Here is a 25,294-nt window from a genome sequence, read left to right as displayed (position 1 = left end):
AGACTGTCACTCCTTTAAATCTTCCAAATGTGGCATCAGCCATGAAGTGGAAATGTCGAAGAAAATAGGTTGGTGCTGATATTTATCCCCAGTAGGCAATATGAAGAGACAAAAAAATATGGATAAATTTGATTTGTTCACAACTTTATCCACAGCTTGTTGATAATTAAGAGAACAAACAAATCTATTCACATTCAAAAGTAATACCATCATAGCAAAACGCCCCTTATTTTTCAATGAGCAGGGCTATTTTATCCACAAATTCAATCACTTGTGTACAATTATTAGGAACACCACTACATATTGTTGATAATTTGTTTACGGTTCGACACTTTACGTCAAAGCTTCGATAATTTTATACACAGGTTGTGCTCATTTGTGAGTAGTCGACTTTATTTTTTGATCACAGGTGGATAACTGTCATATCTTGTGGATTACTTTTTTTCTAATGGAAGTTGTGGATAAGCAGCTTGAATTAGAGGGAGGGGCTGGAGCCAGTAGTAGGTTGACTTTTGCGCATAAAATATGTTTAAATATATAAAGGTGTTTTCTGTAAGGATATGTCTTGATAATTAAATGATGATTCATGTAGATACTGTCCCTACTATAAGGACGGCTTAGACCGTTTCTGCTTATATGACAGTAATTAAGTTCCTGTAAGGGAGGTGCAATTATGAGACCGACATTTAGACCAAATGTGAGCAAACGCAAGAAGGTTCACGGTTTCCGTAAAAGAATGAGCACGAAAAACGGCCGTAAAGTGCTGGCAGCTCGCCGCTTGAAAGGCAGAAAAGTTTTGAGTGCGTAAGTTAGGCCACTAAGGGACCACTCCGGTGGTCTTTTTTTACTGCTTTTTATTATTCTAAAGAATTTAAATGTTACCGTTCTTCTTATAAGGACGCCGAAGGCGGTTTATGCTTATTGCTCTGCAAACGACTAGGATCTCGCTTAATGCGCTAGCTACACTTTGCGGGGCTATTTATCGTATATACAGAATTATTTTGTGAGAAGTTGAGAATATTTTTCTTTCTATAATATAGAAGGGAAATTTCAGCGTTGTAGTCGCAGTCGTTTATGGCGACATCCAAATGACTATACTATTAGAAGAAAAAAATTCGGAAGGACACTTTTAACCGGATTTTTATGAAGGAGATTCCCGTGCACAAAAAGTTACGTTTACGAAACCGTGCCGACTTCAGTCGTGTATATCGCCATGGGAAGTCATTTGCGAATCATCAATTTGTAGTGTATTGGTTTAGCAAAAAAGAGGTAGAGCGATTTAGAGTAGGAATATCGGTCAGTAAGAAGGTTGGAAACGCGGTTGTCCGTAACCGTATGAGAAGATTGGTTAAGGAAATCGTTCGTCACCATGAACCTGAGATTGCAGGTGGACTCGATATAGTGTTTATTGTAAGAAAAGGAGCGCTTTCCATGGAATACAGTGAGCTCGAAAAAAGTGTGCTGCATGTACTGCGCAAAGCCAAGCTACTCAAGGCTTCCCGCAAATAAAGGACGCATAAGAGGCTTGTTTATTTGTATTCATAATTATGGTATGATTTACGGTGGAATGGAATGTTCAAGAGAGGGGTTTTGAAGTGTCTCTAATGAAGACTAGACGGGGAAAATGGTTTCTCCTCATCACAGTGATGGTGTTGTCGTTAGCTGTTCTGTCGGGATGCGCTCCGTCAACTGCTGTTACGCACACTACGGAGGATTTAAAGAATGGAGGCTTCTGGCAAAGTAATGTAGTGTATTATTTCGCCATTGCCTTGGACAAGTTTGCTGATTGGTTTAACGGAGAATATGGTTTAGCCGTACTTGTGATGGTTATTATTGTCCGCACGCTGATTCTTCCGCTTACGATTAAACAGGTGAAGAGCTCGCGAGCAATGCAAGCCATTCAACCGGAACTCCAAAAGATCCAGAAAAAATATAAAGACACACCTGAAAAGGTGCAGCAAGAAACGATGCGTTTGTTCCAAGAGAATAAGGTTAATCCAATGGCGGGTTGTTTACCGCTGATCGTACAAATGCCTATCTTTATCGCTCTCTACAACTCGATATACTATAACCCACATCTACGGGAGCACGACTTCTTATGGCTGCAGCTAGGTAAGCCCGATCATCTGTTTATCTTGCCAGTGCTAGCCGCATTAACAACATTTATACAAACTAGAATGATGACTAAAATGAACCCGATGCAACAACAAGGGCCAATGCAGTTCATGATGATGATTTATCCAGTTCTGATTTTCGTTATGTCCTACAACTTCCCAGCAGCATTGCCGCTATACTGGGTATACAGTAACATTTACACTATTGTTCAGAACTATTTCTTATATCGCAACAACGATAAACACAAATTGGCAATCGCAAGTGCTGTGAAAAGTACAGATGACTCAGCTGCTGTGAAGAGTAAAGGCGGCAGTAAAGCATCGAAGGGAGCCAAAAAGTCAAAATGAGCAAAGTCGTCGCAACAGGGAAAACCATTGAAGAAGCTGTAGAACGGGGACTTACCCAGCTTGGAGTTCAAAAGGACCGGGTAACGGTCAACGTACTTGAACAGCCATCAAGAGGATTCCTGGGATTGATCGGTGCGAAAGGTGCCAAGGTTGAATTAACCTTGATAGCCGAAGCCGCACCGGCATCAGCGGCGAGTGCTCCGTCACTGCCTCAGCAGTCAACAAGAGAGAGCAAACAGGAGGCTAACGGCGGCGTGCCGCGCCAAGATTCCGGACAACCGGTGGAGGAAGCTTACCAAGAAGCCGTTCATTTCATTGTGGATGTCGCTAAGAGCATGGGGCTCGAAGTGGAAGTTGAAATCGTCCACACCAAGGAATCCACGATTCTGCAGATATCAGGTCCAGATTTGGGACTATTGATTGGTAGAAGAGGACAAACTCTCGATGCTCTGCAGTATTTGGCTAATATCGTAGCTAATCGTTACTCCGACAGTTTTATACGGCTTGTGCTAGATGCGGAGAACTTCCGTGAGCGGCGTAAAAAAACTCTCGAAGAGCTGGCTGATCGTTTAGCCGGTCGTGTCATTCGGACTCGTAAAGAGGTTGTATTGGAGCCGATGTCACCTCAGGAGCGGAAAATTATTCACTCCAGATTACAGGATCATCGGCAAGTGAATACCCTTAGTAAGGGCGAAGAGCCAAATCGCCGCGTCGTTATAACTTTGAAGTAAAGACTATATGGATGCAATGACTCCTTGACCAATGTAAGGGGTCATTGCTTTTTTAACAATATAAGACCGTTTCTGATCAAAAAAATATAGGTTTTGGGGTGAAAAACAGCATGCTTAGTGACACCATTGCTGCCGTATCGACGGCATTAGGCGAGGGAGGAATTGCTATTATTCGGGTAAGTGGCCCGCAGGCTATTTCCCAAGTGGCGCCTTTGTTTCGTAGCCGAGTTCCGTTAACTGAAGCGGAATCGCATACCGTTCATTATGGGCATATCGTTAGTCCGGATAACGGAGAGAAGATGGAAGAAGTACTAGTAACCGTCATGAAGGGCCCACGTTCTTTTACGACCGAAGATGTAGTAGAGATCAGTGCTCATGGGGGTGTAATCTCTGTAAGAAGGGTGATGGATTTACTTCTTCAACAGGAGATAAGGTTAGCCGAGCCGGGTGAGTTCACCAAGCGTGCTTTCTTGGGCGGACGTATTGATTTATCACAGGCTGAAGCGGTTATTGATCTCATTCGCTCGAAGTCAGATCGCGCTTTTTCGGTGGCTTTAAAGCAGGTTAGCGGATCCTTGTCGGATCGAATTCATGCCTTGCGTCATACACTTATTGAGATGCTTGCGCATATCGAAGTGAATATAGATTATCCAGAGCATGATGTAGAATCCATGACAGCTGAATTTATTAAAGATAAAAGCAGTGAAGTGATGGAAGGAATCACAAAGTTACTCAAGACTTCTAATGAAGGAAAAATACTTCGTGAGGGTATAACGACAGCTATAGTCGGACGTCCCAATGTTGGTAAATCCTCATTATTAAACGCATTAGCGCGTGATAACAAAGCGATTGTAACGGATATTCCCGGAACAACACGTGATGTTATTGAAGAGTATATAACGATAAACAACATTCCGCTTAAGCTGCTTGATACGGCAGGAATTCGTGAAACGATCGATGTAGTGGAGAAGATTGGTGTAGAACGCTCCAAGGCTGCAGTTAGCGATGCGGATTTGATTCTACTTGTGCTAAACGCTAATGAAGAGCTACATGAGGATGAATTGGCATTGATGGAACAAATCCACGGTAGACAATGCCTAGTAATCATGAATAAAATGGACTTACCGTCCAAACTGGATAAGGATAAGTTGCTCTCTTTCTTTGAAGAGTCCAACATCATACCAATGTCCGTTCTGGAAGAGGAAGGTCTAGACAAACTTGAAGATGCCATTTCGACACTCTTTTTTGGTGGAAAGCTGGAATCGGGTGACTTGACATATGTGAGTAATGTGAGACATATAGCACTGCTTAAAAAAGCCTATAAATCACTACAGGATGCATACGATGCCGCGGAACAGTATATTCCGATTGATATGATTCAAATCGATGTACGGCTCGCATGGGAACAGCTCGGTGAGATTATTGGCGATACAGCAGCAGACTCGTTATTAGACCAAATATTCTCGCAATTTTGTTTAGGAAAATAGGTTTTACATTTTAATACAATAATTAGGGGGAAACAGGACATGAGTTATGATGGAGGTAGCTATGACGTAATCGTCATTGGCGCCGGTCATGCCGGTTGTGAGGCAGCTCTAGCGTCAGCACGGATGGGCTGCAGCACGTTGATGATCACAATTAACCTGGATATGGTTGCATTCATGCCCTGCAATCCGTCCATAGGCGGACCTGCCAAAGGACATGTAGTGCGTGAGATTGATGCGCTTGGCGGAGAAATGGGTCGCAATATAGATAAGACATTTATTCAACTTCGTATGCTGAATACGGGCAAGGGACCTGCTGTACATGCTTTACGTGCACAAGCGGATAAATTCCTTTACCAACATACAATGAAGGAAACGATGGAGAAAACGCCTAATTTGACACTTCGTCAAGGAATGGTTGAACGTTTAATCGTTGAGGACGGACGTTGTGCAGGTGTAGTTACGAAGACTGGAACGGAATACCATAGTAAGACAGTTATTCTGACTACAGGTACTTACCTGCGTGGTAAAGTGATCATGGGTGAACTGACATATGAGAGTGGACCTAACAATCAGCAGCCATCAGTGAAGCTATCCGAGAATTTGCGGGAGCTTGGTTTTGAATTGGTGCGTTTTAAAACCGGTACACCACCACGTGTACATCGTGATACGATCGACTTCTCGAAGACAGAAATTCAACCTGGCGACGAGGAGCCTAAATTCTTTTCGTTTGAAACGAAATCATCGGACAATGAACAGCTTCCTTGTTGGTTAACTTATACCTCTGAGGTTACTCATCAGATTATTAATGACAACCTACATCGTGCACCGATGTTTACGGGTATTATTGAAGGAACAGGTCCACGTTATTGCCCATCTATTGAGGATAAAGTTGTAAGATTTAGTGATAAATCTAAGCATCAGATCTTTTTAGAGCCAGAAGGAAAAAATACATCGGAATACTATGTACAAGGTCTGTCCACTAGTCTTCCTGAGGATGTTCAGCTAGCCATTCTGCGTTCCATCCCTGGTATGGAAAAGGTAGAAATGATGCGTAACGGTTATGCTATTGAATATGATGCAATGGTTCCTACACAGCTATGGCCATCTCTTGAAACTAAACGTCTACCAGGTCTTTTCACTGCTGGACAAATCAATGGTACTTCCGGTTATGAAGAAGCAGCTGGCCAAGGTGTAATGGCTGGAATTAATGCAGCGCGCAAAGTGCAAGAGAAAGAACCCGTAATTTTAGATCGTTCACAGGGATACATTGGCGTACTCATTGATGATCTTGTGACTAAGGGTACTAATGAACCTTACCGTTTGCTTACTTCACGTGCAGAATATCGGTTGTTGCTTCGCCATGACAATGCAGATCTAAGACTTACACCTATTGGTTACGATATTGGTTTGATCACAAAGGAACGATTTGATAACTTCACGGATAAGAAAGAACGGGTGGAGCGTGAAATTGTTCGTCTGCAAGAGACAAAGGTTAAACCTGTTGAGGTAAATCATGTACTAGCACAATATGAATCGGCACCTATTGTAGACGGTAGCAATTTGCTTGTTCTGATGCGTCGTCCAGAGCTTGTATATAGCTTCGTAGATCAAGTCTCACCATCACCGGAGCTGCTGGATGCAGAAATGAAGGAACAAGTTGAAATCCAAATTAAATATGCCGGTTATATTGAAAAACAGCTTCAACATGTGGAGCGCCTGCAAAAGATGGAAAAGAAGAAAATTCCAGATGACATTAATTATAATGAGATCCATGGATTAGCGATGGAAGCACGGCAGAAGCTGACTAAGATCCGTCCGATCTCTATCGGGCAGGCTTCTCGGATTGCGGGAGTCACACCTGCTGACATCTCCATTCTTCTCGTATATCTGGAGCATTACAACCGGGTAACCGCGGCGAAAGGATAATTTATGGATAATACGGAAATTCAATTCACACAGCTTTTACAGGAACGAGGTATTACACTTACAGCAGAACAATTAGAGCAATTTGATCTCTACTATAAAGAGCTCGTATCCTGGAATGAAAAAATGAATCTCACCGGCATAACAGAGCGTGAGCAGGTTTACACGAAACATTTTTATGATTCGATCTCTCTAGCTTTTTTCCTTAATCTCAATGAGATAAACAATTTGGCAGATATCGGTTCGGGAGCCGGGTTCCCAGGAATTCCGCTTAAAATTTGTTTTCCACATTTGAAGCTGACGATTATTGATTCATTAAGTAAAAGAATTTCTTTTCTACAACATGTCTGTACTACACTGAAATTATCTGATGTGCAATTAATTCATGGTCGTGCGGAGGATGTTGCCCGGCAATTCAAGCATCGTGATGCCTACGATTTGGTGACTGCGCGTGCAGTGGCAAGATTATCCTTGTTGAATGAATTTTGTCTTCCTTTTACACGTAAGGATGGAGTTTTCGCTGCCATGAAGGGAAACGATCCTTCTGAGGAATTAAGTGAGGCGAAGTATAGCTTAAAAGAGCTTCGTGCTCAGCTCGACAAAGTAGAGTCATTCAGCTTACCAGTGGAAGAGTCAGCGCGACATATTGTTATTATTCGTAAGACAGGAGCTAGTCCTGCTAAGTATCCACGAAAAGCGGGAATTCCTGCCAAAACACCACTAATTAAGTAATGTTTCACGTGAAACATTATAGATTCATTAATATATTTAAGGTCATTCTCCATTTTAAGGAGGATGACCTTTTTTTTGTGGATAATAGCGAGAATGAGCTGAAATGAACGTATATTTAAATATAAACTAAATGAATATGATTTTGAGAGAGTATAACTATGAAAATGCAGGAAAAATAGGTCTTTACGGAGAATATGATTATGTAGAAAAAAGTGATAGAATAGCATAGTAGACTTTTAATTTTGTATATAACTCCTTCTCTGTACTCTTGTTCGAAAGAAGGAGAGATTATGATGCCTGATAGCAGCAGGTGATTTCATAATATCAGAATGTTTTTTATTGCTGTACGATACGCTTTCCGAGAAGAAGGTCAAGAAGATCGTACTATAACGAAATTAGGTGGTTATGAACGGAATGAAAGAACAATTTACCAAGCTATTTGGATTTAACGAGCGGAGCAGCGGAGAAGAAATCAAACAAATACCAGTTCATGAGGTCATTAGCAGTCCTTACCAACCACGGACGATATTCGATGACGATAAGATCGATGAGTTATGCCAGACGATTAAAACTCATGGGGTCATTCAACCCATAGTTGTACGCATGCGCGATTCCGTATACGAAATCATCGCAGGCGAACGGCGCTGGCGCGCGGTTAAAAAGCTTGGTTTAGAGACGATTCCAGCCATTGTTCGTGAATTCAATGATTCACAGGCCGCTTCAATTGCGCTTATAGAAAACTTACAGCGTGAAGGCTTGACCTCCATTGAAGAAGCTGTGGCTTATCAAAAGTTAATTGATCTTCATCAATTGACGCAAGAAAGCTTGGCACAGCGATTAGGTAAAAGTCAGTCTACCATAGCAAATAAAATTCGCTTACTCAACCTGCCAGAAGAGGTTAAGACTGCATTAATGGAGCGTCAGATTTCTGAAAGACATGCACGTTCATTATTATCACTCGATAGTGTGGAAATGCAGCTGAAGGTGTTAGCAGAGATCATAGCAAAAGGATTAAATGTTAAACAAACAGAAGCTCGTATTGCTTTCTACAAACAAGTCTCACAAACTAAAAAATCGAAACGGGTCTCCTATACCAAGGATGTTCGTCTAGCTCTTAATACAATTCGTCAATCTATTGATATGGTGACAGGCTCCGGAATGGAAATCAAAACGTCAGAAAATGACCGTGGCGACCATTACGAGATTGTAATCCAAATCCCCAAAAGATAAATTGTTTCAAAAGCTGAAGGCGGCCCTGAGGTGATTGGCCGCCTTTGTTGTGGCTAGAACTGAGATGTGTTGGTCCAGCCTGTATTTAAAGTTCCAGTATAAAATAGTTGTCTATATTCTTCATAAAGTATGAAGCTACATCAGCGTCAGGAACATTGTACTTGCGATCTACGAGAAGATTCTTCCTAACTATTCGAGGTGAAATAAGTGTCCAAGATTATTGCCATAGCAAATCAAAAAGGCGGTGTCGGTAAAACAACAACCTCCGTGAACCTAGGTGCCGGTATGGCTACATTAGGAAAAAGAGTGCTTCTAGTTGATATCGATCCTCAAGGTAATACTACTAGCGGCGTTGGCGTCAACAAGGCGGACGTGGCGAATTGTATATATGACATTCTTATAAATGAGGTAAACCCTCTAGAAACCATACTGGAAACTCAAAATGAAGGACTGCACATTATTCCGGCGACCATTCAATTGGCGGGCGCGGAGATTGAGTTGGTATCAACGATTTCCAGAGAGCTAAAGCTAAAGAAGGCGCTGAATGCGGTTAAAAGCAATTATGATTATATTATCATCGATTGTCCTCCTTCACTTGGTATTTTAACAATCAATTCTCTTACTGCAGCAGATTCGGTAATTATTCCGATCCAGTGTGAATATTATGCGCTTGAAGGGTTAAGTCAGCTTTTAAACACCGTTCGTCTGGTGCAAAAAAATCTCAACCCGCATCTGAAGATAGAGGGAGTATTATTGACTATGCTTGATGCCCGGACCAATCTGGGAATTCAGGTAATAGAAGAGGTTAAAAAGTATTTCCAAGAGAAAGTATATAGAACCATTATTCCTCGGAATGTCCGGTTAAGTGAAGCACCTTCACATGGGCAATCCATAATTACTTATGATCCTCGCTCTAAAGGAGCGGAAGTGTATTTAGAGTTGGCAAAGGAAGTGATTTCTTATGAGTAAACGTTTAGGAAAAGGTCTGGATGCGCTGATTCCATCTTTATCTATTAATGAGGATGATAAGGTAGTTGAGATTCCCTTAGCTCAACTACGGGCTAATCCATATCAACCACGTAAAGATTTTAATGAAGAGGCAATCCAAGAACTAGCAGAATCTATCAGACAACATGGTGTGATTCAGCCAATCATTGTCCGTAGCGTATTGAAGGGATATGAGATCATTGCCGGCGAACGCAGATTCCGAGCTTCGCAATATTGTGGCAAAGCTACAATTCCAGCAGTCGTTAGGAATCTTAGTGATCAACAGGTCATGGAGATAGCCTTAATTGAAAACTTGCAACGTGAAAACTTAAATGCAATGGAAATCGCAGTGGCTTACCAAGGCCTAATGGATCAGTTCTCACTCACACAGGAAGAACTATCGCTTAAGGTAGGTAAGTCCAGATCGCACATCGCAAATTTCCTAAGATTGCTTTCTTTACCTGAAGAAGTAAAAGAATATGTTTCACGTGGAACAATGTCAATGGGGCATGCGCGTGCAATTGTTGCTTTGAAGGATCCGGAAGTGATTAAACAGTTAGCTGAACAATGCGTAGAACAACAATGGAGTGTAAGAGAGCTAGAAGAAACAGTGAAGAACTTGGACCGAAAGCCAGCAAACGGAGTTAAAGCCAAGGTGGTTAAGCGTGACCCCTATATTGATAATGTAGAGGAAGTATTACGTGAACGTTTTAAAACAACAGTGAAAATCAAACAGGGTAAGGAAAAAGGAAAGATTGAATTGAATTACTACAGTGCTCAGGATTTAGAAAGATTGCTGGAATTATTGGGTAACTAAATGGGTATCTATGCCAAGAACATATCCTGAGATATCCTTCATCGGATAATTAGGGGTATGTTTTTTTGGATAAGACGACTTTCAAAAAGAGTATTAGATGAGGGGCGAGGTTATGGAAGACTTCGTATATCTGGATCATGCAGCTACTTCGTGGCCTAAACCACCGGAGGTTGCAGCTGCGATGATGAATGCTCTACAGTCAGGAGCGAATGCTGGCAGAGGTAATTACTCGCTGGCGATGGGTAGCGGGCGAGTGTTAGTAAGGACGCGGAGTGTGCTGGCTGGATTGTTTGGTGTATCTAATGCACAAGATATAGCCTTTACTCATAACACTACGATGAGTTTGAATATGGCGATCAGAGGGATGCTAAAAGCTGGAGATCATGTCATTTCTACGATGACAGAGCACAACTCTGTGAGGCGACCGCTAGAATACTTGCGTAAGACACTAGGGGTGACGGTTGATTATCTGAAAGTAGATCGTGAAGGGCAATTGGATTTACAGGAGCTCGAAAATGCTTTCCAACTGAATACCAAAATGGTGATTTGTAATCACAGTTCCAATTTACTTGGTAGCATACTGCCTGTTGGTGATATTGGTGATATTGTTAAATCGCATAACGCTGTATTTCTGGTGGATGCTGCTCAGAGCGCAGGCTCAATTGATATTGATGTTAAAAAAATGAATATCGACTTGTTGGCATTTCCGGGGCATAAGGGACTACTCGGACCACAAGGGACCGGTGGACTTTATATATCGCCTGAATTGGATCTTGAACCTTTAATGTATGGAGGAACGGGGAGTCAATCTGAAAATAGTGATCAACCCTCTGTTCGTCCAGATCGGTATGAAGCAGGAACTCAAAATACGGTAGGGATTGCCGGTTTACTAGCAGGTGTTCAAAAGGTACAATCTTTAGGGACGAATATTATCCATGAGAGAGAGTGGATATTAACTCAGAGACTGATGGAGGGGTTGTCCCACATCCCAGGCATTAAACTATTAGGACCCTCACTAGGAGCGCCTAGAACCGGAATTATATCGTTTGTAGTGGATGGAGAAGAATCGGCGAATATTGCTCACCGTCTAGATCGTGATTATAAAATAGCAGTCAGAGCGGGGATGCATTGTACCCCCTTGGCACATAAGGCTGTTGACACGCTAGAGAGTGGTGCTGTTCGGGCGAGTGTAGGTGTAGATACGACAGAGCATAATATAAGCAGAATGCTGGCTGCTATGGATGAGTTATATGGCAATGCCCGCAGCAGATGAATAAAAAGGATGGTCCATTCATGTCTGAATTGAATCAATTAATTAGTGAGCAGTTGCAGTGGTTTGTGTTTGCTTTTACAGTAATTATGTTGGTGCTGGTAATCACTGTGATCGCTCAGGGGGCTAAGTTACGTACTATGCGGCGTAAATATGAGGCCATGATGGCTGGGAGCGGTGTAGAGGATCTGGAAGGCCTTCTGGTTGATCTGAAGAACCAAAGCGACATGTTGGAAGAAGAACAACGTGAACAAAAAGCTGTATTAGAAGCTACTCAAACTAAAATGCGTGGCATGAAGTCCAATATTGCACTGAAGCGTTATAATGCCTTCGGTGAACGTGGCAATGATTTGAGCTTCTCCGTGGCTATACTGGATGACAACAGCAGTGGTATTGTATTAACGAGTCTTCATAATCGTGAGAATTCTTATATTTACTCTAAACCTATGCAGAATGGCGAGTCACAGTATGTCCTATCACCTGAAGAAAAAGAAGTTGTTACTCTCGCGTTGCAGCGGACCTAGCATGTAGATTCCATTGTTTTAAGGCGGAATATAGACTCGTAGCAATAATATCAGATAATCGCATAACTAAACTTAACCGCGTGTTTTGCAATACAAAATACTCCATAAAGCCGCCGACATTAACGATTCCCGTCAAGTGGATATCGCCTACCGGCGGCAATTGTTTATTTACGCCAGCACCCGGTCTCAAAGGACCTTCAACAACTTGAATGCAGCCCACACTAGTAGAATGGCCTAAACAAGCATCTATTCCGATGATAAAGGGGTTACTATATCTTTCGTTGATTAGGGATAGAGTTTCTTCAAGGTTAACGGCATGAACCGGCTCTTCAAGAGTTCCATATAAATGAAACAACGGACTATGAAAACGTGATAATGCAGTACCAACAAGAGGACCAAGAGAATCACCTGTGGATCGATCTGTTCCCACACAAATGACGACAATTTGGGTCTCCGGGCGCGTACGTGCAAAGTGAAAAAGTAGTCGGTGGGTAATCGCGGAATAGATATCCGGATCTGTATGTGATATTTTTAAACAAGACGTTTCTTGCGCTGATGTAGCTTTGGATGAAAAATTCATACCATCTTCCTTTCTGAAGCTGATTCTATTTGATGGTATCTAGTATATGGATAGAAGAGGGGTTTTATACTACAGCGGCAAGAGATAGGACGATAATCCTATGGGAGGCGTAACCTATATGCAGGAAGAGATGCTGATCGCGTTTGACTCTACCCAGCAGGCGCTTCGTGCTGAAATGCTGCTTGAGTATGCGGAGATTGAAATTGATATATTTCCAACCCCGAAAGAGATCACGGCAGGTTGCGCAATATCGATTCAGTTTTTTCAAAGTGCGCTGGGAGAGGTACAGAAGATTGTAGCTGAGCAGAATATTGAAATACGCGGTATTTACGGAAAACACAACGAGAATTACATACTGATAGAGAGGTAGGGAGGAATACACGATATGAATAGGTGGATATTGGAGGCTACTACTCCCGGTGAAGCTGTAAAAGATGCTTTGCGTTTTAAAGATAAAGTGTGGAACTGGTTTACCGATGCGGATATGTGGGCCAACGTCTTATTCTCGGGTCTGCGAATTCTTATTATTTTCCTCTTAACCAGGGTTATCATTAAAATTGTTTCTAATATTATTGATCGTTCGCTTGAACGCAAAACCGGGGGCAGAATCCTGTCTAACACCCGAAGGTTTACTACAGTAGGGGAATTGATGAAAAATGTAGTAACGGTTATCTGTAATTTTGTGATGATCATGCTCGTACTTTCAGAATTCCACTTTGATTTAGCGCCTTTGCTAGCTGGAGCGGGCGTGCTTGGTTTAGCAATAGGTTTTGGAGCACAAAGTCTGGTGAAGGATGTTATTACAGGGTTCTTTATTATTTTGGAGGACCAATTTGCGGTAGGGGATGTAATTCAGACAGGTACTTATAAAGGAACTGTAGAATTAATCGGCTTACGAACAACAAGATTACTTAGCGCTACCGGCGAGGTATTTATTATCCCAAATGGCTTAATTACGAATGTGACTAACTATTCTCTTGCCAATGCTTTGGCTGTAGTCGATGTTCCTGTAAAAATGGAGCGAAGCTTGGAAGCCACATTAGGATTAATTGGAGAGGCCCTAAAGGGCATAGATGAGCGTAACTCAAATGTGCTTGCTTACCCTAATGTGCTCGGTATACAGTCCATGAGTACTTCGGAATATGTAATACGCATAGCAGCCAGCTGTGCACCTAATGCAAGAGATGCGGCGGAAAGACAGATTCAAAACGATATAAAACAAGCATTAGAGAAACAGAGCATGCTGGAGCAGGCTAAAGCTGAAGAGGAAGCACGTAAGAAAGCAGAAGCAGAGGCGAAGGCTGAAATAGATCTTGCAAAGACAGAAAACGCACGAGAAGTAACAGAAACGCTAAACACTGGATCAAGACGGCAAATCGCAGCTACACAAGAAGGAGAAGAGGGGGAAGAATAGTGGAACGTAAAGTTTTTCAGCTTGGGGATATAGTGCAGATGAAGAAGCAACATCCTTGTGGATCAAATGAAATGGAAATTATTCGTATGGGGATGGATATCCGAATTAAGTGTACAGGCTGTCAGCATAGTGTTCTGATTCCCCGTGCCAAATTCGAGAAGAATATGAAGAAGGTACTACGCTCTGTGGAGGAAAATACAGACAATAAATAAGCTTGCAAATGGCATGTCTGCATGATACAATTATTTTTGCTGCGGAGAGGTACCCAAGAGGCCCAAGGGGGCTGACTCGAAATCAGTTAGGCGTGTCACAGCGTGCGTGGGTTCGAATCCCACCCTCTCCGCCACTTCAGCATAATATAACATTTAATGAATCCTTCGTTCCTGTAACGGAGGTTTTTTTGTGTCCTATGATAAGCCAAAATGCAATGCAAAAAGAAGGGCCCTTTCGGGTCCTTCTTCAGGAGGCAGTACATCAATGATGTTTGGAATTTCTCTGTTTATAGCGACTAAAGTGATTTAGGCTTTGCTGAGGCTAATGCTTTTTTAAGGCAATAACCCACTACTCTTCCCAGCTTACATTAGATGCTGAATCAGATCTCCTGTGATTGTGTTCGTCTACGACGGCCAACGGAACCACACCTCTCTTTTGTACTGCCTGAGAATAGTATGTGCAGTGTTGCTTTTTTTATACACATGGATTTTAAAAATATAAGTCGAAGGTGTTTAGGCTTGAATTAATGTACGCGTGCTTTCTCGACCTTTTTCCACTTCCGATTTTTGTTGGTGGTCTCAGGGAAGGTATCCCCTTTTTCCATCTTGATGTGTTGTGGATTCGAAATTTCAGTATGGAAGCTTCGCGCTTCGCCTACCTCTGTGTACATACCTGGATTAGGGGCTTTGTCGCCTTCTTCATATTCCGTTTTCTCACCCATCATTATTCCTCCTTTTTTAGTGTAGATGAATTCGTAATTATTGTGCGCAGGTAGTGATTTTTTCATGTAAAAAGAGGTTGAACGGTTGTCCTGTATTAATATTGCTTGCACTCTGCTGTTCATTTTGGTATATTAATCAGGTGCGAGTCTATGTTTGTGCTCGTTCCTTGCTCCTGACGTGATTAGGGGCCTCAGACCATAAGGAGGTGAAAATTATGCGCAAATATGAAGTGATGTACATTATTCGTCCTGACATTGAACAAGAAGCCGTTCAAGCAGCAGTCGATAAATTCCAAGGCATCATCTCCAATGGCGGGGAAATTACAAAGCACGAAGTGCAAGGTAAACGCCGTCTTGCGTATGAGATCAAGAAATTCCGTGATGGCGTTTATGTTTTGGTTAACTTCAATGCAGAACCTGCAGTAGTTACTGAATTAGAACGTCTTATGAAGATTTCTGACGAAGTTATTCGTTATCTCATTACGAACGACGTTGCTTAAGATCTTGACAAGCTTTGTAATGAATCGCTCTAAAGGAGGGGACCAGAATTGTTGAACCGTATCATTTTGATCGGACGGTTGACCCGTGACCCGGAACTTCGTTATACTCCCGCTGGTGTTGCCGTAACGCAATTTACGCTAGCCGTAGATCGTAACTTTACGGGCCAGAACGGTGAACGTGAGGCAGACTTCATCCCGGTTGTAACCTGGAGACAGCTAGCAGAAACCTGTGCCAATTACTTGCGCAAAGGTCGTCTGACAGCAGTGGAAGGACGCATCCAAGTGCGGAATTATGAGAATAACGAAGGCAAACGTGTATACGTAACTGAAGTTATTGCTGATAATGTTCGTTTCCTGGAATCTTCACAGAGCCGTGAAGGTGGAAATACTTCAAGTGGTGCAAGTAGTATGCCTGAAGAACCAGCATATGGTGGCGGTGGTAACGCTGGACGTGGAAATAACAACAATAATTTCTCGCGTAACAACAATACTCAAGATCCTTTTTCGGGCGATGGTAAACCGATTGATATATCGGATGATGATTTGCCATTTTAATTAGGAAGGACTGAAAAGAATATGGCTTTTAAACCAAGAGAAGGCGCCGACAACGACAAAAGACCGGCACGTCGTGGTGGACGCAACAAGCGTAAAAAAGTTTGCTTTTTCACTGTGAACAAGATTACTCACATTGATTATAAAGATACCGAACTTCTTAAGAAGTTCATCAGCGAACGTGGAAAGATTTTGCCACGTCGTGTAACAGGTACAAGTGCAAAATACCAACGCGCTCTTACCATTGCTGTAAAACGCTCGCGTCAAATCGCGTTGCTTCCTTACACAACGGAATAGGACGTTTTATAAAAGCAGTCGGGAAACCGACTGCTTTTTTTGTGCATAGAAAATGGAGTACAGATGGATGGATGAGCATGAAATCGAGTCATTTTGGCGTTGAACCGTTTGACGTTCGATTGGTTATGTGTTAAATTACAGCTATCCTATAACTAAAGGGGAAATTTTGATGTTGGTGACCGTTCTTAACTAGCAATTTCATAACACTTGATTAGGAAGGCTTTAGCAGGCTCGTCATGAGGCGATTACGTGCTCTATTTGAGTTCGTATTACGCAGCAGTCTGTTGTTCCTTACGGGTGGATGATTTAGTTAAGAACACACGAAGCGTCAAATGGCCTCTTTACGGCTGTTGTTCTCTTTGTAATTAACCGTGCTCTTATTGCACGGTTTTTTTGTTTTTTGGCATCTGCTGTATTGCGGGGCCTTAGAACGATAGGAGGCATCAGAATAAAAAGAAGGGCAAGGACTGCCATAGTGGCATTCTTTGTCCTTCTTTGCGTTAGGGAGAATTAGGTCCAAACTAATAGAGATTTGAAGGAGGATTTGCTGTGAATTTACAAAGTCTAAACACACTGGAATACGAAATCATTAAAACCGAGCTTGGTCGCCACGCAGTATCTTATGTGGGAAAAAAAGCTGTAGAAGAGCTTATGCCAATGACTTATTTGCCGACAATTCAAAGAGCAATGGAGGAAACTTCTGAAGCTAAAGAACTGCTGGAACGAGGATCGAGTGTACCCATTCCTTCATTAGAGGGCATTGAGTGGATCATTTCTTTAATGGGAACTGGATATTTGTACAGTGAGCAAGATTTCACTGCAGTTGCTACATTTCTTAAGAGCTGTAGTCAATTACGCAAATATATGGCCTCTAAAGAACAAAGCGCTCCACGAATTGCTGCGTATGCTTCTTCTTTGATGGAATTAAATCATGTGAGGGAGGCTATTGACCGCTGCATCCGTTATGGTGCGATTGATGATGGAGCGAGTAAGGGGCTTGAGCGGGTTCGTAAACGGATCGTAGTGGCTAAAGAACGTCTTCATAAAAAAATCGAAGGGATTATGTCACGCCATCAATCGATTTTGCAGGAGAATATTTATAGTCAGCGAGGCGGGCGTTACGTTATCCCCGTAAAACGGGAATATCATAAACAAATTAAAGGGTCAGTGCTTGATCAATCCACAAGTGGACAGACGGTATTTATCGAACCAGATGAGATCGCTACCCTCCAGATTGAGCTTGATTTGCTATTAGGAGAAGAGGCGCGAGAAGAAGCTGTTATCCTCAGCATGCTGACTAGCTTGATCGAACAGGAACAGACTGCTCTGAACCTTAATATTGAGGTTACGGGCACGTATGATTTTATTTTTGCCAAAGCTAAATACGCACGAACGCTGGGAGCATCTGCTGTCACGCTGAATGCCAAAGGCTTTTTAAAGATGAACGGTGGTAGGCATCCCATGCTGAAGGATATGATTCCGATCAATCTAGAAATTGGGAGGGGTTATAAATCACTGATTATTACAGGACCAAATACAGGTGGGAAAACTGTGGTTTTAAAGACTCTGGGATTGCTGACGATCATGGCTCAATCAGGGCTGTTGATTCCGGTTGAGGAGGGAAGCGAGTTTACTGTTTTTTCGGACGTGATCAGTGTAATCGGCGACGGACAAAGTCTGGCACAATCACTTAGTACGTTCTCGGCGCAAATGAAGAGTATTGAGGGAATGCTGAGAGATGCATCTAAAGGGGTGCTGCTGCTCATTGATGAGCTGGCGGCTGGTACAGACCCGGGAGAAGGCATTGCGCTCTCTATCGCGATTCTGGAAGAGCTGAGCCGTAAAGGCGCGAATATTATCGTTACGACACATTTTAATGAGCTAAAAGCCTTCGCAGCCGCAACGACTGGCTTTCAAAATGCACGAATGGAATTCGACAAAGAGACGCTGCAACCGTTGTATCGCTTGACTATCGGGGAAGCGGGGGAGAGTTATGCTCTGCAAATCGCTAAAAAGCTAGGTATACAGGATAGTGTTATCAAACGATCATGGGAAATTGTAGAGGCGCAGCAACAAAGGCTGCAGAAAGGCAGCGGCGAGGCATGGGACAGTCTGTTCAGCACAGAGGAAGAGCCGAGAAACGCTGTAGCAACAGTAGAGGTACATGAAAACGCAGAAGAAGAGGCTACTCCATCCATCCGCAGTAAGGAGAAGCTGGTCGATTTTGAAATTGGAGATGCAGTTGTTGTAACATCACTGGGCCGGACAGGAATCGTATACGAGAAGCGAGATCATTTAGGTATGGTTGGAGTAATGATTCAGAAGCAAAAAATGAAAATTAATCATAAGCGGTTGAAGCCTTACCTTTCAAAAGAAGAGCTATATCCGGAGGAATATGACTTTGATATTATTTTTGAGAGTAAGGATACACGTAAAAAGCGCAAATTGATGCAGCGTAAACATGTTGAAGGCTTGAGAATTACGCATAAGGATGAAGAATAAATGCAATGAAGATCTGTCCGCGAGGCAGGTCTTTTTTTATTAATACAACGAAAATATGAAATTCAAGCAGGAGTAAAGGTCTATAGCTTAGAAGTTATTGTAACCGCCATAAAACTTTGTTACAGTAAAAATATTTATATACCGTGTCTTATATGTAGATATATGTAGATATACGTTCAACTAGAGAAGGGAAGAAACACATGAATAATAAGAAGATGTGCAGGTTGTTGTTTATGCTGCTTGTGATGGCGACCCTATTGTCAGCATGTAGTAGAGTAACTTCCAGCAGTAATTCATTATCTTTTCGACATAATTTGGTAGAGGATAAGCCGCAAGCTGGTGGAGTAATTACTTACGGATTCTCCTCACCGTTTACGGGCTTGTTTGAGCCTGCATTTTATGAAGGTGAAGATGATTTTCATGTGTTAGAGTTTATTACTGAGCCGATGTTTAGCGTAAATGATGATCTATTAACGGTTCCTAATATCGCTTCTTGGCAAGAATCTGACGATCATAAAGTATTTACCTTTAAAATCAAACCGGGAATCCGTTGGCACAACGGTGATGAATTAACGGTCGAGGATTGGAAATTTGCGATTGAAACTATCGCTGATCCAGATTATACGGGCTCGCGTTATTATAGTGTTGAGATGATTCAGGGTGCAGAAGCCTATCATAAGAAAGAAGCGAAGGCTATATCCGGCTTGAAGGTTATAGATCCCTATACTTTGAAAATAACTGTAACTGCTGCACGGGTAAACACTATCGATAGTCTATGGCCTTATCCGATGAATAAGAAATACTATACTGGAATCGCTGTTAAAGATATGCCCGAGAGTGACCAGATGCGAAAGTCTCCTATTGGGATTGGCCCTTTTGAAGTTGAACTTATTCAGCCTGGTGAGAGGGTAGAAATGAAACGTTTTGATCAATACTATAAAGGTAAGGCGCTATTGGAAGGCGTAGTGTATAAGGCTTTTGACGATAGGGAAGTGGCCGAACGTTTTCAAACAGGAGAAATTGATATAGAGTCAGCCCCTAGGGATGCTTATGAAGAGCTAAATAAATTGGAGAATGTAAATATCTTGCAAACTGCTGAGCTAGGCTATGAATATATAGGTTTTAAATTCGGACATTGGGATACGGAAACCGAGACCATCGTAATGGATAACCCTAAATTTGAAGATAAAAGGTTACGCCAAGCTATGTACTATGCTCTAGATCGTGAAGGGATTATAAAAGCATATTCCCACGGTCTGGCTGAACCTGTAGAGACTCCAATATCTAGTACAAGTTGGGCAAAGATTCCTGATAATCAGATTAATGCTTATCTATATAATCCTGCAAAGGCTAAGGAACTCCTGGATGATGCTGGTTTTTTGGATGTAGACGGTGATGGATTACGGGAAGATCCAAAGGGCCAAAAGCTGATGATTCATTTTGATTCTATGCTGGGCAGCCAAACAGCAGAGCTGCGTACGAATGCCATTTTAAGAAATTGGCGTGATGTTGGACTCGATGTACAGCTAAACGGCGGAGCATTAAAGGAATTCCACACCTTCTACGACGCAGTGGAAGCCGACGATCCGTCGATCGAACTATTTTACGGAGTATGGGGGCTGGCGAGTGATCCTGATCCTACGGGTCTATGGAGAGAAAATGATCTGTGGAACTATCCGCGTTGGTCTTCGGAGCGTAATGAAGAGCTGATTCGTGAAGGCGTAAGTATGAAGGCATATGATATGGATTATCGCAAAGAAATATATTATGAGTGGCAGAAGCTAGTTAATGAAGAAGTGCCTATGATCTTTTTTGCTGAACGAAAGGCTATTGTTCCAGTAAATAAGCGCCTACAAGGTGTTCGTGTGAACTCTATAAGTACAATTATTGATCCTTATAAATGGTGGATTAAGGAAGAGGACGAAAAATAAAATAAAAATTTTTTGTGAAAAGTGAAATCAAATTGTAGTTTCATTCGTCATATATAGTATGGAGGATGACGACGATGAAAAGACGGATAATAGTGGGGACAATTGCAGCTGTTTTAGTCGTTGTCTTGCTTGTGGTGTGGAGGCCAACTGGGCTTGGCTTTAAACCGAATATTGATGCGGAATCAGCAGTGCTTTTAGATATGGATACCGGAGATATATGGGTGGATATAAACGGTGATGTACCCATGCCACCGGCCAGTGTGTCAAAATTAATGACAGAAATGATTGTGCTGGATCAAATCTCCTCTGGAATGATTAGATGGGAAGATAGGGTTACAATTAGTGATTTCGCAAGTAAAATGGGTGGCACAAGTCTCTCATTGAAGCGTGGAGAATTCTATACCATAAGGGAACTATTTGAGGGAATGACCATTTATTCTGCTAACGATGCTACTGTTGCATTGGCAGAGTATATGGCTGGCTCAGAAGCTTCATTTGTGCTAATGATGAACGAAAAGGCACGTAGTCTAGGCTTATCTTCCAACACAATATTTACCAACGCAACGGGACTATCGGGTAAGGATCTTGGTTTTACTGCTCCGAATGTGCATATCAGCGGTGAGACTATGATGACAGCTCGGGACACCGCCAAATTGGCTGCCGCACTAATCTATCATCATCCGGATATTCTCAATATTTCTAGCCGTACTCAAATGCATTTGAAGGATAAAGGTCTATATGTAAGTAACAGTAATTTCATGCTTCCAGCTATGGGTGGTATCTACGCTTATGAGGGAACAGATGGCTTAAAGACTGGGCATGATAACCGGGCAGGATACTGCATTGCAGGCTCAGCCCAGCGGGATGGCCATAGGCTTATTGCAGTTGTTATGGGGGCAAAAACTTATGAGAGCCGTTTTGAAGGGGCAGCAAAATTATTTGATTATGGGTTCTTCCGCGGTTTGCAATCTGGAGATAGGGTTAAACATATGATACAACCGCTCAAAATTAGGAATTAATGTTGGAGCGCCATACCAGTATATATTACTTGGTTTGGGGCTTTTTCCCTATTCATGTCGTTATTTGTTGTTTCTTTTTATCCATTTAGTGATTACAATAGAAATATTGTTTTACTCCACATTATTTTTAGGACCGCAAAAAATTTTTTTCTATAATTTTGAATGACCTGAATTTCCTGAATGGGGGGACAATAAGATAATGGAATAAGGGATAGCCGATCGCTGTGAGAAATAAAGACATGACTGCCTGATGAAGATCAGGGAGCATTATATATAAGGCAAGCAATTATTCTACAATAAAGAAGGAATCAAAGATGAAAAAAATAAAGAAAAGATATATCGCCCTCATCGTTCTTGTTGTTATTATAGCGGGAGGCTTTCTGTTTCGTAATTCCTTGGCTGTATTAGCCTTCGACCTCTTTTTGTCTGATCGGGTTGAAACTAAGCTAAAGGAAGAATCTTACCAGCCACTTAAGGATGATAACAAGGTTAAGCCAGAACCGGTTGTGTACAAAAGCGATCCGTTCTCAATTATGCTGCTAGGTACCGATCAACGCGAAAATGAAACCGCACGTTCGGATACCATGATGTACGCTGTTGTTCGCCCAGAGGATTATAAGATCCTGCTTATTTCTATTCCGCGTGATACGTATACGGAAATTATAGGCCATAAGGATAATAAAAAGGATAAGATTACACATGCCTATGCTTTTGGGGGGCAACAAATGGCCAAGGATTCTCTAGAAGCGCTGCTTGGTCATGATATTCAATATTATGCCACAATCAACTTCCAAGGACTCAAGGATGCTGTAGATGCTATTGGAGGCGTTCCACTGCCGATTAAGAAAGACATTGTGAACAAAGGTAAGGATCATGAAAAGTTTACAATTGAAGCTGGAAAATCGCTTTATAACGGACAAGAAGCGCTGAATTATACGCGTTATCGTGAGGATAGTGACTTTAACCGCACCAAGCGCCAACAAGTTTTTATTGATGTTGTGGCTAATAAAATGTTATCGATCAGCCAAATTGGCAACATTCCAAAACTGCTTGATATTATGGGGGATAACTTCAAGACCGATATAGAGCCTTCGATGATTATTAGCCTAGCTAAGAAATTCATGGGCGGAAAAGGGATGGATATCTCCAGCTTCACAGTTATGGGCGAAGGTAAACGTATGGATGGTATTTATTATGATATCGTTGATGAAGAGGATCTGAGTGAAGCTAAGGCGATGATTGACAACTGGATGAATGCAGCAACACCTATAGATCAACTAATCGAACCTGGAAAAGCAAGTAATGCACTGGAACCTAAAGCAACGGCAGTTACGCAATAATTCTAAAGTGGAAATTAAACTCATATAAATAATTGCAGCAGCCATTTACATTCTCATGGCTGCTGCTTACTGTCTTCATGCTATAATGTATTGGAACTATTATTAAGCTGTCACGTATTAATAATTTTGCATGGCAGTAAGAGGAAGCTAAAGAACCGTAATTCCTTCGGAACTCTTTGAGGAGGATCAAGAGATGAATATTGCATTTTTTTTACTTCCGAAACAGGAAGTCGCTTGCGTAACGATCGATTCAACGCTACGCCAAACGCTGGAGAGGATGGAGTTCCACCGTTACACTGCTGTCCCTATTCTGAACCGAAATGGAGAATATGCTGGCACGGTTACAGAGGGTGATCTGCTCTGGTATATGAAGGAATCCGAGGGCAAGGTTACTTTCGAGAACGCTTCAAAATTCTTACTTAAAGATTTGCCGTTAAGGATGAATAACAGACCTGTCTCGATTGATGCGGATATGGAAGATCTGATTAATTTGGCTAAGGTACAGAACTTTGTTCCTGTAGTCGATGATATGAACCGGTTTATTGGTATTGTTCGCCGGAGTCAAGTCATAGAATATTGTGAGAAATTTGTATCAAAACAATCACAAGAGTCATTATAGCCCAATTTATTCGCGGTAATAGAAGCAATCGGAACAAGGCCTGTATTTCCGGCGATAACGGAAAACAGGTCTTTTTTTAAAAAGGTTAGAAGTATTAGTTCGGCCCTTGTTGAAGCATACTTAAGGTGCGCGGGGCGCCTTGTGTGACACGGAATTTTTTATGCTATAATGGAGAATAAAGCTTTTTGCCGGAGGTAGAGAGACGTGTCCAATGTGCCGAAGGATCTAGATGTAGCTAAACGCGCTAAGGTAATTGAATGGTTAAAAACAGAAGTGATTGACCAAGTTTCACGGTTATTTAAAGCGTTATGGGAAGGCAGTACTACCCGTGTGGGTGACAGCCTGGCTAGTTTGATTATGAGCTCTTATATATTGGGCCGCAGACTAGGGATTCCTTATCGTCAGTTAGATGACTTGCTACTCGAGAAGCTCAGAAAGCATAAGCAGGAAGGGCATCAGTTGGAAGAATGGTATCAAGATATATCTGCTTTAGAAGAACATATGCGTAAGAGGTGAATACTGTTGAAATTTCGCTGGTCATCTGTGGCTTGGAGTGTAGCATACTTACTTTTGCTGCTTAGTTTAACGACTCCACTGCTCATCATCACTACCTTATTTATGATTGTTCCGGCAGTAGTGTTATTCACTACGCTGAACACCAAACAATTCGTTCTACACGTATTACCGGTGTTGCTGATCGTTGGTCTGATTACACCTATTTATGTGCTGATCGCGGCGTATTTCTTAATACCTGCTCTGGTTATGGGACGTTGGTATAAAAGACATGCCTCAGCAATGTCTACCGTGATTGCGGGTACAGTTACAATTCTTGGAGAATTCTTGTTACTCTTATTACTCGGTACGGCGTTATTTAATTTTGATCTGTCTAACTATGTGAACGATGTGCTACAGATGGTTAACTCACCTCTGTCTGATCTCGGTACCGCTAATCCACTGTTTACTGATCTTGGGTTTACGACTGAGGATGTAAACAAGCTAAGTCATATGACGGTTCAAATGATCCCGATGACTCTAATCGTAAGCTCTTTCATGATAGCTGTCATTACGCATTCTATTGTCCGTCCGATTTTGAACAGTATGAATTATGCAGCGCCTAAGATGAAGCCTGCTCGTGAGTGGAGACTTTCTAGATCGTTTATTTGGTATTATTTGATTGGTGTGGTTCTTCAGCTCTTCTTCGCAGGATCGGAGAATAATTACATCCTCATGATTTCTGCCAATCTGCTGCCGTTGCTGCGAATTGGCTTTATGATTCAGGCGATTGGATTCTTCTTCTTCCTGGCGCATGAACGCAAATGGAACAAGATGGCTGCTATTCTGCTAGCAATTCCGGTCATTTTACTACCGCCGCTACGCATTATTGGTATTATTGATCTTGCTTTCCCACTGCGGGAGTATGTGACGAAATCGAAACGATAGGGT

27 protein-coding genes and 1 tRNA gene are annotated in these 25,294 nt (G+C 42.1%); 26 read left to right on the top strand and 2 right to left on the bottom strand.

What is annotated here, in order from left to right:
- The first annotated feature begins 673 nt into the window (after positions 1–673).
- The 12 genes from rpmH (at position 674) to NSU15_RS30510 (ending at position 12,163) form a co-directional block, all read left to right on the top strand.
- Complete coding sequence (gene rpmH, locus NSU15_RS30565) at positions 674–808, top strand: 50S ribosomal protein L34 (RefSeq protein WP_039295761.1); 135 nt, start codon at positions 674–676, stop codon at positions 806–808.
- Between the two features lie 350 nt (positions 809–1,158).
- On the top strand, positions 1,159–1,509 hold the full coding sequence (gene rnpA, locus NSU15_RS30560; protein ID WP_076120620.1) for a ribonuclease P protein component: 351 nt from the start codon (positions 1,159–1,161) through the stop codon (positions 1,507–1,509).
- A gap of 86 nt (positions 1,510–1,595) precedes the next feature.
- Positions 1,596–2,462 (top strand): YidC/Oxa1 family membrane protein insertase, encoded by an 867-nt coding sequence (locus NSU15_RS30555; protein WP_042131734.1) that lies wholly within the window; start codon positions 1,596–1,598, stop codon positions 2,460–2,462.
- Complete coding sequence (gene jag / locus NSU15_RS30550) at positions 2,459–3,193, top strand: RNA-binding cell elongation regulator Jag/EloR (protein WP_042131733.1); 735 nt, start codon at positions 2,459–2,461, stop codon at positions 3,191–3,193. Before NSU15_RS30555 ends, jag begins: the two co-directional genes overlap by 4 nt.
- A gap of 110 nt (positions 3,194–3,303) precedes the next feature.
- On the top strand, positions 3,304–4,680 hold the full coding sequence (mnmE, locus tag NSU15_RS30545) for a tRNA uridine-5-carboxymethylaminomethyl(34) synthesis GTPase MnmE (protein WP_339291528.1): 1,377 nt from the start codon (positions 3,304–3,306) through the stop codon (positions 4,678–4,680).
- Between the two features lie 39 nt (positions 4,681–4,719).
- Positions 4,720–6,606 carry a tRNA uridine-5-carboxymethylaminomethyl(34) synthesis enzyme MnmG gene (mnmG, locus tag NSU15_RS30540; RefSeq protein WP_076120617.1) on the top strand — a complete coding sequence of 629 codons (1,887 nt, stop codon included), beginning with the start codon at positions 4,720–4,722 and terminating at the stop codon, positions 6,604–6,606.
- Between the two features lie 3 nt (positions 6,607–6,609).
- Positions 6,610–7,335, top strand: a complete 726-nt coding sequence (gene rsmG / locus NSU15_RS30535) for a 16S rRNA (guanine(527)-N(7))-methyltransferase RsmG (protein WP_339288688.1) — start codon at positions 6,610–6,612, stop codon at positions 7,333–7,335.
- 414 nt (positions 7,336–7,749) lie between these two features.
- Positions 7,750–8,565, top strand: a complete 816-nt coding sequence (noc, locus tag NSU15_RS30530; RefSeq protein WP_042131729.1) for a nucleoid occlusion protein — start codon at positions 7,750–7,752, stop codon at positions 8,563–8,565.
- 207 nt (positions 8,566–8,772) lie between these two features.
- On the top strand, positions 8,773–9,534 hold the full coding sequence (locus NSU15_RS30525; RefSeq protein WP_339288687.1) for an AAA family ATPase: 762 nt from the start codon (positions 8,773–8,775) through the stop codon (positions 9,532–9,534).
- Complete coding sequence (locus tag NSU15_RS30520; protein WP_042131727.1) at positions 9,527–10,369, top strand: ParB/RepB/Spo0J family partition protein; 843 nt, start codon at positions 9,527–9,529, stop codon at positions 10,367–10,369. The genes NSU15_RS30525 and NSU15_RS30520 overlap by 8 nt, the downstream gene beginning before the upstream one ends.
- Positions 10,370–10,481: 112 nt before the next feature.
- Entirely contained in the window at positions 10,482–11,642 is a 1,161-nt protein-coding gene (locus tag NSU15_RS30515) for an aminotransferase class V-fold PLP-dependent enzyme (RefSeq protein WP_339288686.1), read from the top strand.
- A 20-nt stretch (positions 11,643–11,662) separates the two neighbouring features.
- Positions 11,663–12,163 carry a DUF4446 family protein gene (locus NSU15_RS30510; protein ID WP_042131725.1) on the top strand — a complete coding sequence of 167 codons (501 nt, stop codon included), beginning with the start codon at positions 11,663–11,665 and terminating at the stop codon, positions 12,161–12,163.
- Here NSU15_RS30510 and yyaC read toward each other — a convergent pair.
- The gene (gene yyaC, locus NSU15_RS30505; protein WP_042131724.1) at positions 12,138–12,743 is read right to left on the bottom strand and encodes a spore protease YyaC; all 606 of its coding nucleotides are present in this window, start codon (positions 12,741–12,743) and stop codon (positions 12,138–12,140) included. The genes NSU15_RS30510 and yyaC overlap by 26 nt on opposite strands.
- Before the next feature lie 118 nt (positions 12,744–12,861).
- Between yyaC and NSU15_RS30500 the strand changes: the two genes are divergently transcribed.
- The 4 genes from NSU15_RS30500 (at position 12,862) to NSU15_RS30485 (ending at position 14,503) form a co-directional block, all read left to right on the top strand.
- Complete coding sequence (locus NSU15_RS30500; protein WP_339288684.1) at positions 12,862–13,113, top strand: DUF3343 domain-containing protein; 252 nt, start codon at positions 12,862–12,864, stop codon at positions 13,111–13,113.
- A 15-nt stretch (positions 13,114–13,128) separates the two neighbouring features.
- Positions 13,129–14,157, top strand: a complete 1,029-nt coding sequence (locus NSU15_RS30495) for a mechanosensitive ion channel family protein (protein WP_339288682.1) — start codon at positions 13,129–13,131, stop codon at positions 14,155–14,157.
- Complete coding sequence (locus tag NSU15_RS30490; protein WP_042131721.1) at positions 14,157–14,369, top strand: DUF951 domain-containing protein; 213 nt, start codon at positions 14,157–14,159, stop codon at positions 14,367–14,369. Before NSU15_RS30495 ends, NSU15_RS30490 begins: the two co-directional genes overlap by 1 nt.
- A 43-nt stretch (positions 14,370–14,412) precedes the next feature.
- Positions 14,413–14,503: transfer RNA gene (locus NSU15_RS30485), tRNA-Ser, on the top strand.
- Between the two features lie 390 nt (positions 14,504–14,893).
- On the opposite strand, the gene NSU15_RS30480 is transcribed toward NSU15_RS30485, so the two are convergent.
- Positions 14,894–15,091 carry a YjzC family protein gene (locus NSU15_RS30480; protein WP_042131720.1) on the bottom strand — a complete coding sequence of 66 codons (198 nt, stop codon included), beginning with the start codon at positions 15,089–15,091 and terminating at the stop codon, positions 14,894–14,896.
- 215 nt (positions 15,092–15,306) lie between these two features.
- On the opposite strand from NSU15_RS30480, the gene rpsF reads away from it, so the two are divergent.
- The 10 genes from rpsF to NSU15_RS30430 all read left to right on the top strand — a co-directional run bounded on the left by rpsF (position 15,307) and on the right by NSU15_RS30430 (position 25,291).
- Positions 15,307–15,591 (top strand): 30S ribosomal protein S6, encoded by a 285-nt coding sequence (rpsF, locus tag NSU15_RS30475; RefSeq protein WP_036677776.1) that lies wholly within the window; start codon positions 15,307–15,309, stop codon positions 15,589–15,591.
- A gap of 48 nt (positions 15,592–15,639) precedes the next feature.
- Positions 15,640–16,146 (top strand): single-stranded DNA-binding protein, encoded by a 507-nt coding sequence (ssb, locus tag NSU15_RS30470; protein WP_036677780.1) that lies wholly within the window; start codon positions 15,640–15,642, stop codon positions 16,144–16,146.
- 21 nt (positions 16,147–16,167) lie between these two features.
- Positions 16,168–16,440 carry a 30S ribosomal protein S18 gene (gene rpsR, locus NSU15_RS30465; RefSeq protein ID WP_036651767.1) on the top strand — a complete coding sequence of 91 codons (273 nt, stop codon included), beginning with the start codon at positions 16,168–16,170 and terminating at the stop codon, positions 16,438–16,440.
- 549 nt (positions 16,441–16,989) lie between these two features.
- Positions 16,990–18,942 carry a DNA mismatch repair protein MutS gene (locus NSU15_RS30460; RefSeq protein ID WP_339288680.1) on the top strand — a complete coding sequence of 651 codons (1,953 nt, stop codon included), beginning with the start codon at positions 16,990–16,992 and terminating at the stop codon, positions 18,940–18,942.
- 200 nt (positions 18,943–19,142) lie between these two features.
- Positions 19,143–20,873, top strand: a complete 1,731-nt coding sequence (gene opp4A, locus NSU15_RS30455; protein WP_249923606.1) for an oligopeptide ABC transporter substrate-binding protein — start codon at positions 19,143–19,145, stop codon at positions 20,871–20,873.
- Positions 20,874–20,947: 74 nt separating this feature from the next.
- Positions 20,948–21,892 carry a D-alanyl-D-alanine carboxypeptidase family protein gene (locus tag NSU15_RS30450; RefSeq protein WP_339288679.1) on the top strand — a complete coding sequence of 315 codons (945 nt, stop codon included), beginning with the start codon at positions 20,948–20,950 and terminating at the stop codon, positions 21,890–21,892.
- Positions 21,893–22,206: 314 nt separating this feature from the next.
- The gene (locus NSU15_RS30445) at positions 22,207–23,232 is read left to right on the top strand and encodes an LCP family protein (RefSeq protein WP_042131717.1); all 1,026 of its coding nucleotides are present in this window, start codon (positions 22,207–22,209) and stop codon (positions 23,230–23,232) included.
- A gap of 193 nt (positions 23,233–23,425) precedes the next feature.
- Entirely contained in the window at positions 23,426–23,851 is a 426-nt protein-coding gene (locus NSU15_RS30440) for a CBS domain-containing protein (RefSeq protein ID WP_042131716.1), read from the top strand.
- 213 nt (positions 23,852–24,064) lie between these two features.
- On the top strand, positions 24,065–24,367 hold the full coding sequence (locus NSU15_RS30435; protein WP_170880353.1) for a MazG-like family protein: 303 nt from the start codon (positions 24,065–24,067) through the stop codon (positions 24,365–24,367).
- 6 nt (positions 24,368–24,373) lie between these two features.
- Positions 24,374–25,291: a DUF2232 domain-containing protein gene (locus tag NSU15_RS30430; protein ID WP_042131714.1), complete on the top strand. Its 918-nt coding sequence runs from the start codon at positions 24,374–24,376 to the stop codon at positions 25,289–25,291.
- Positions 25,292–25,294: the final 3 nt, after the last annotated feature.

It is taken from the genome of Paenibacillus sp. FSL E2-0201, assembly GCF_037963325.1.
Classification (GTDB): Bacteria; Bacillota; Bacilli; order Paenibacillales; family Paenibacillaceae; genus Paenibacillus_AQ.
This window is presented reverse-complemented; position numbering and strand designations above follow the sequence as displayed.

What these genes read in the sequence shown, in the direction of transcription:
- mnmE (WP_339291528.1), top strand. Translation starts at nt 3,304, where the DNA reads ATGCTTAGTGACACCATTGCTGCCGTATCGACGGCATTAGGCGAGGGA.
- NSU15_RS30495 (WP_339288682.1), top strand. Translation starts at nt 13,129, where the DNA reads ATGAATAGGTGGATATTGGAGGCTACTACTCCCGGTGAAGCTGTAAAA.
- rpmH (WP_039295761.1), top strand. Translation starts at nt 674, where the DNA reads ATGAGACCGACATTTAGACCAAATGTGAGCAAACGCAAGAAGGTTCAC.
- mnmG (WP_076120617.1), top strand. Translation starts at nt 4,720, where the DNA reads ATGAGTTATGATGGAGGTAGCTATGACGTAATCGTCATTGGCGCCGGT.
- rpsR (WP_036651767.1), top strand. Translation starts at nt 16,168, where the DNA reads ATGGCTTTTAAACCAAGAGAAGGCGCCGACAACGACAAAAGACCGGCA.
- rsmG (WP_339288688.1), top strand. Translation starts at nt 6,610, where the DNA reads ATGGATAATACGGAAATTCAATTCACACAGCTTTTACAGGAACGAGGT.
- noc (WP_042131729.1), top strand. Translation starts at nt 7,750, where the DNA reads ATGAAAGAACAATTTACCAAGCTATTTGGATTTAACGAGCGGAGCAGC.
- yyaC (WP_042131724.1), bottom strand. Translation starts at nt 12,743, where the DNA reads ATGAATTTTTCATCCAAAGCTACATCAGCGCAAGAAACGTCTTGTTTA.
- NSU15_RS30480 (WP_042131720.1), bottom strand. Translation starts at nt 15,091, where the DNA reads ATGGGTGAGAAAACGGAATATGAAGAAGGCGACAAAGCCCCTAATCCA.
- NSU15_RS30450 (WP_339288679.1), top strand. Translation starts at nt 20,948, where the DNA reads ATGAAAAGACGGATAATAGTGGGGACAATTGCAGCTGTTTTAGTCGTT.
- NSU15_RS30500 (WP_339288684.1), top strand. Translation starts at nt 12,862, where the DNA reads ATGCAGGAAGAGATGCTGATCGCGTTTGACTCTACCCAGCAGGCGCTT.
- NSU15_RS30520 (WP_042131727.1), top strand. Translation starts at nt 9,527, where the DNA reads ATGAGTAAACGTTTAGGAAAAGGTCTGGATGCGCTGATTCCATCTTTA.
- jag (WP_042131733.1), top strand. Translation starts at nt 2,459, where the DNA reads ATGAGCAAAGTCGTCGCAACAGGGAAAACCATTGAAGAAGCTGTAGAA.
- opp4A (WP_249923606.1), top strand. Translation starts at nt 19,143, where the DNA reads ATGAATAATAAGAAGATGTGCAGGTTGTTGTTTATGCTGCTTGTGATG.
- NSU15_RS30515 (WP_339288686.1), top strand. Translation starts at nt 10,482, where the DNA reads ATGGAAGACTTCGTATATCTGGATCATGCAGCTACTTCGTGGCCTAAA.
- NSU15_RS30510 (WP_042131725.1), top strand. Translation starts at nt 11,663, where the DNA reads ATGTCTGAATTGAATCAATTAATTAGTGAGCAGTTGCAGTGGTTTGTG.
- rpsF (WP_036677776.1), top strand. Translation starts at nt 15,307, where the DNA reads ATGCGCAAATATGAAGTGATGTACATTATTCGTCCTGACATTGAACAA.
- NSU15_RS30445 (WP_042131717.1), top strand. Translation starts at nt 22,207, where the DNA reads ATGAAAAAAATAAAGAAAAGATATATCGCCCTCATCGTTCTTGTTGTT.
- NSU15_RS30440 (WP_042131716.1), top strand. Translation starts at nt 23,426, where the DNA reads ATGAATATTGCATTTTTTTTACTTCCGAAACAGGAAGTCGCTTGCGTA.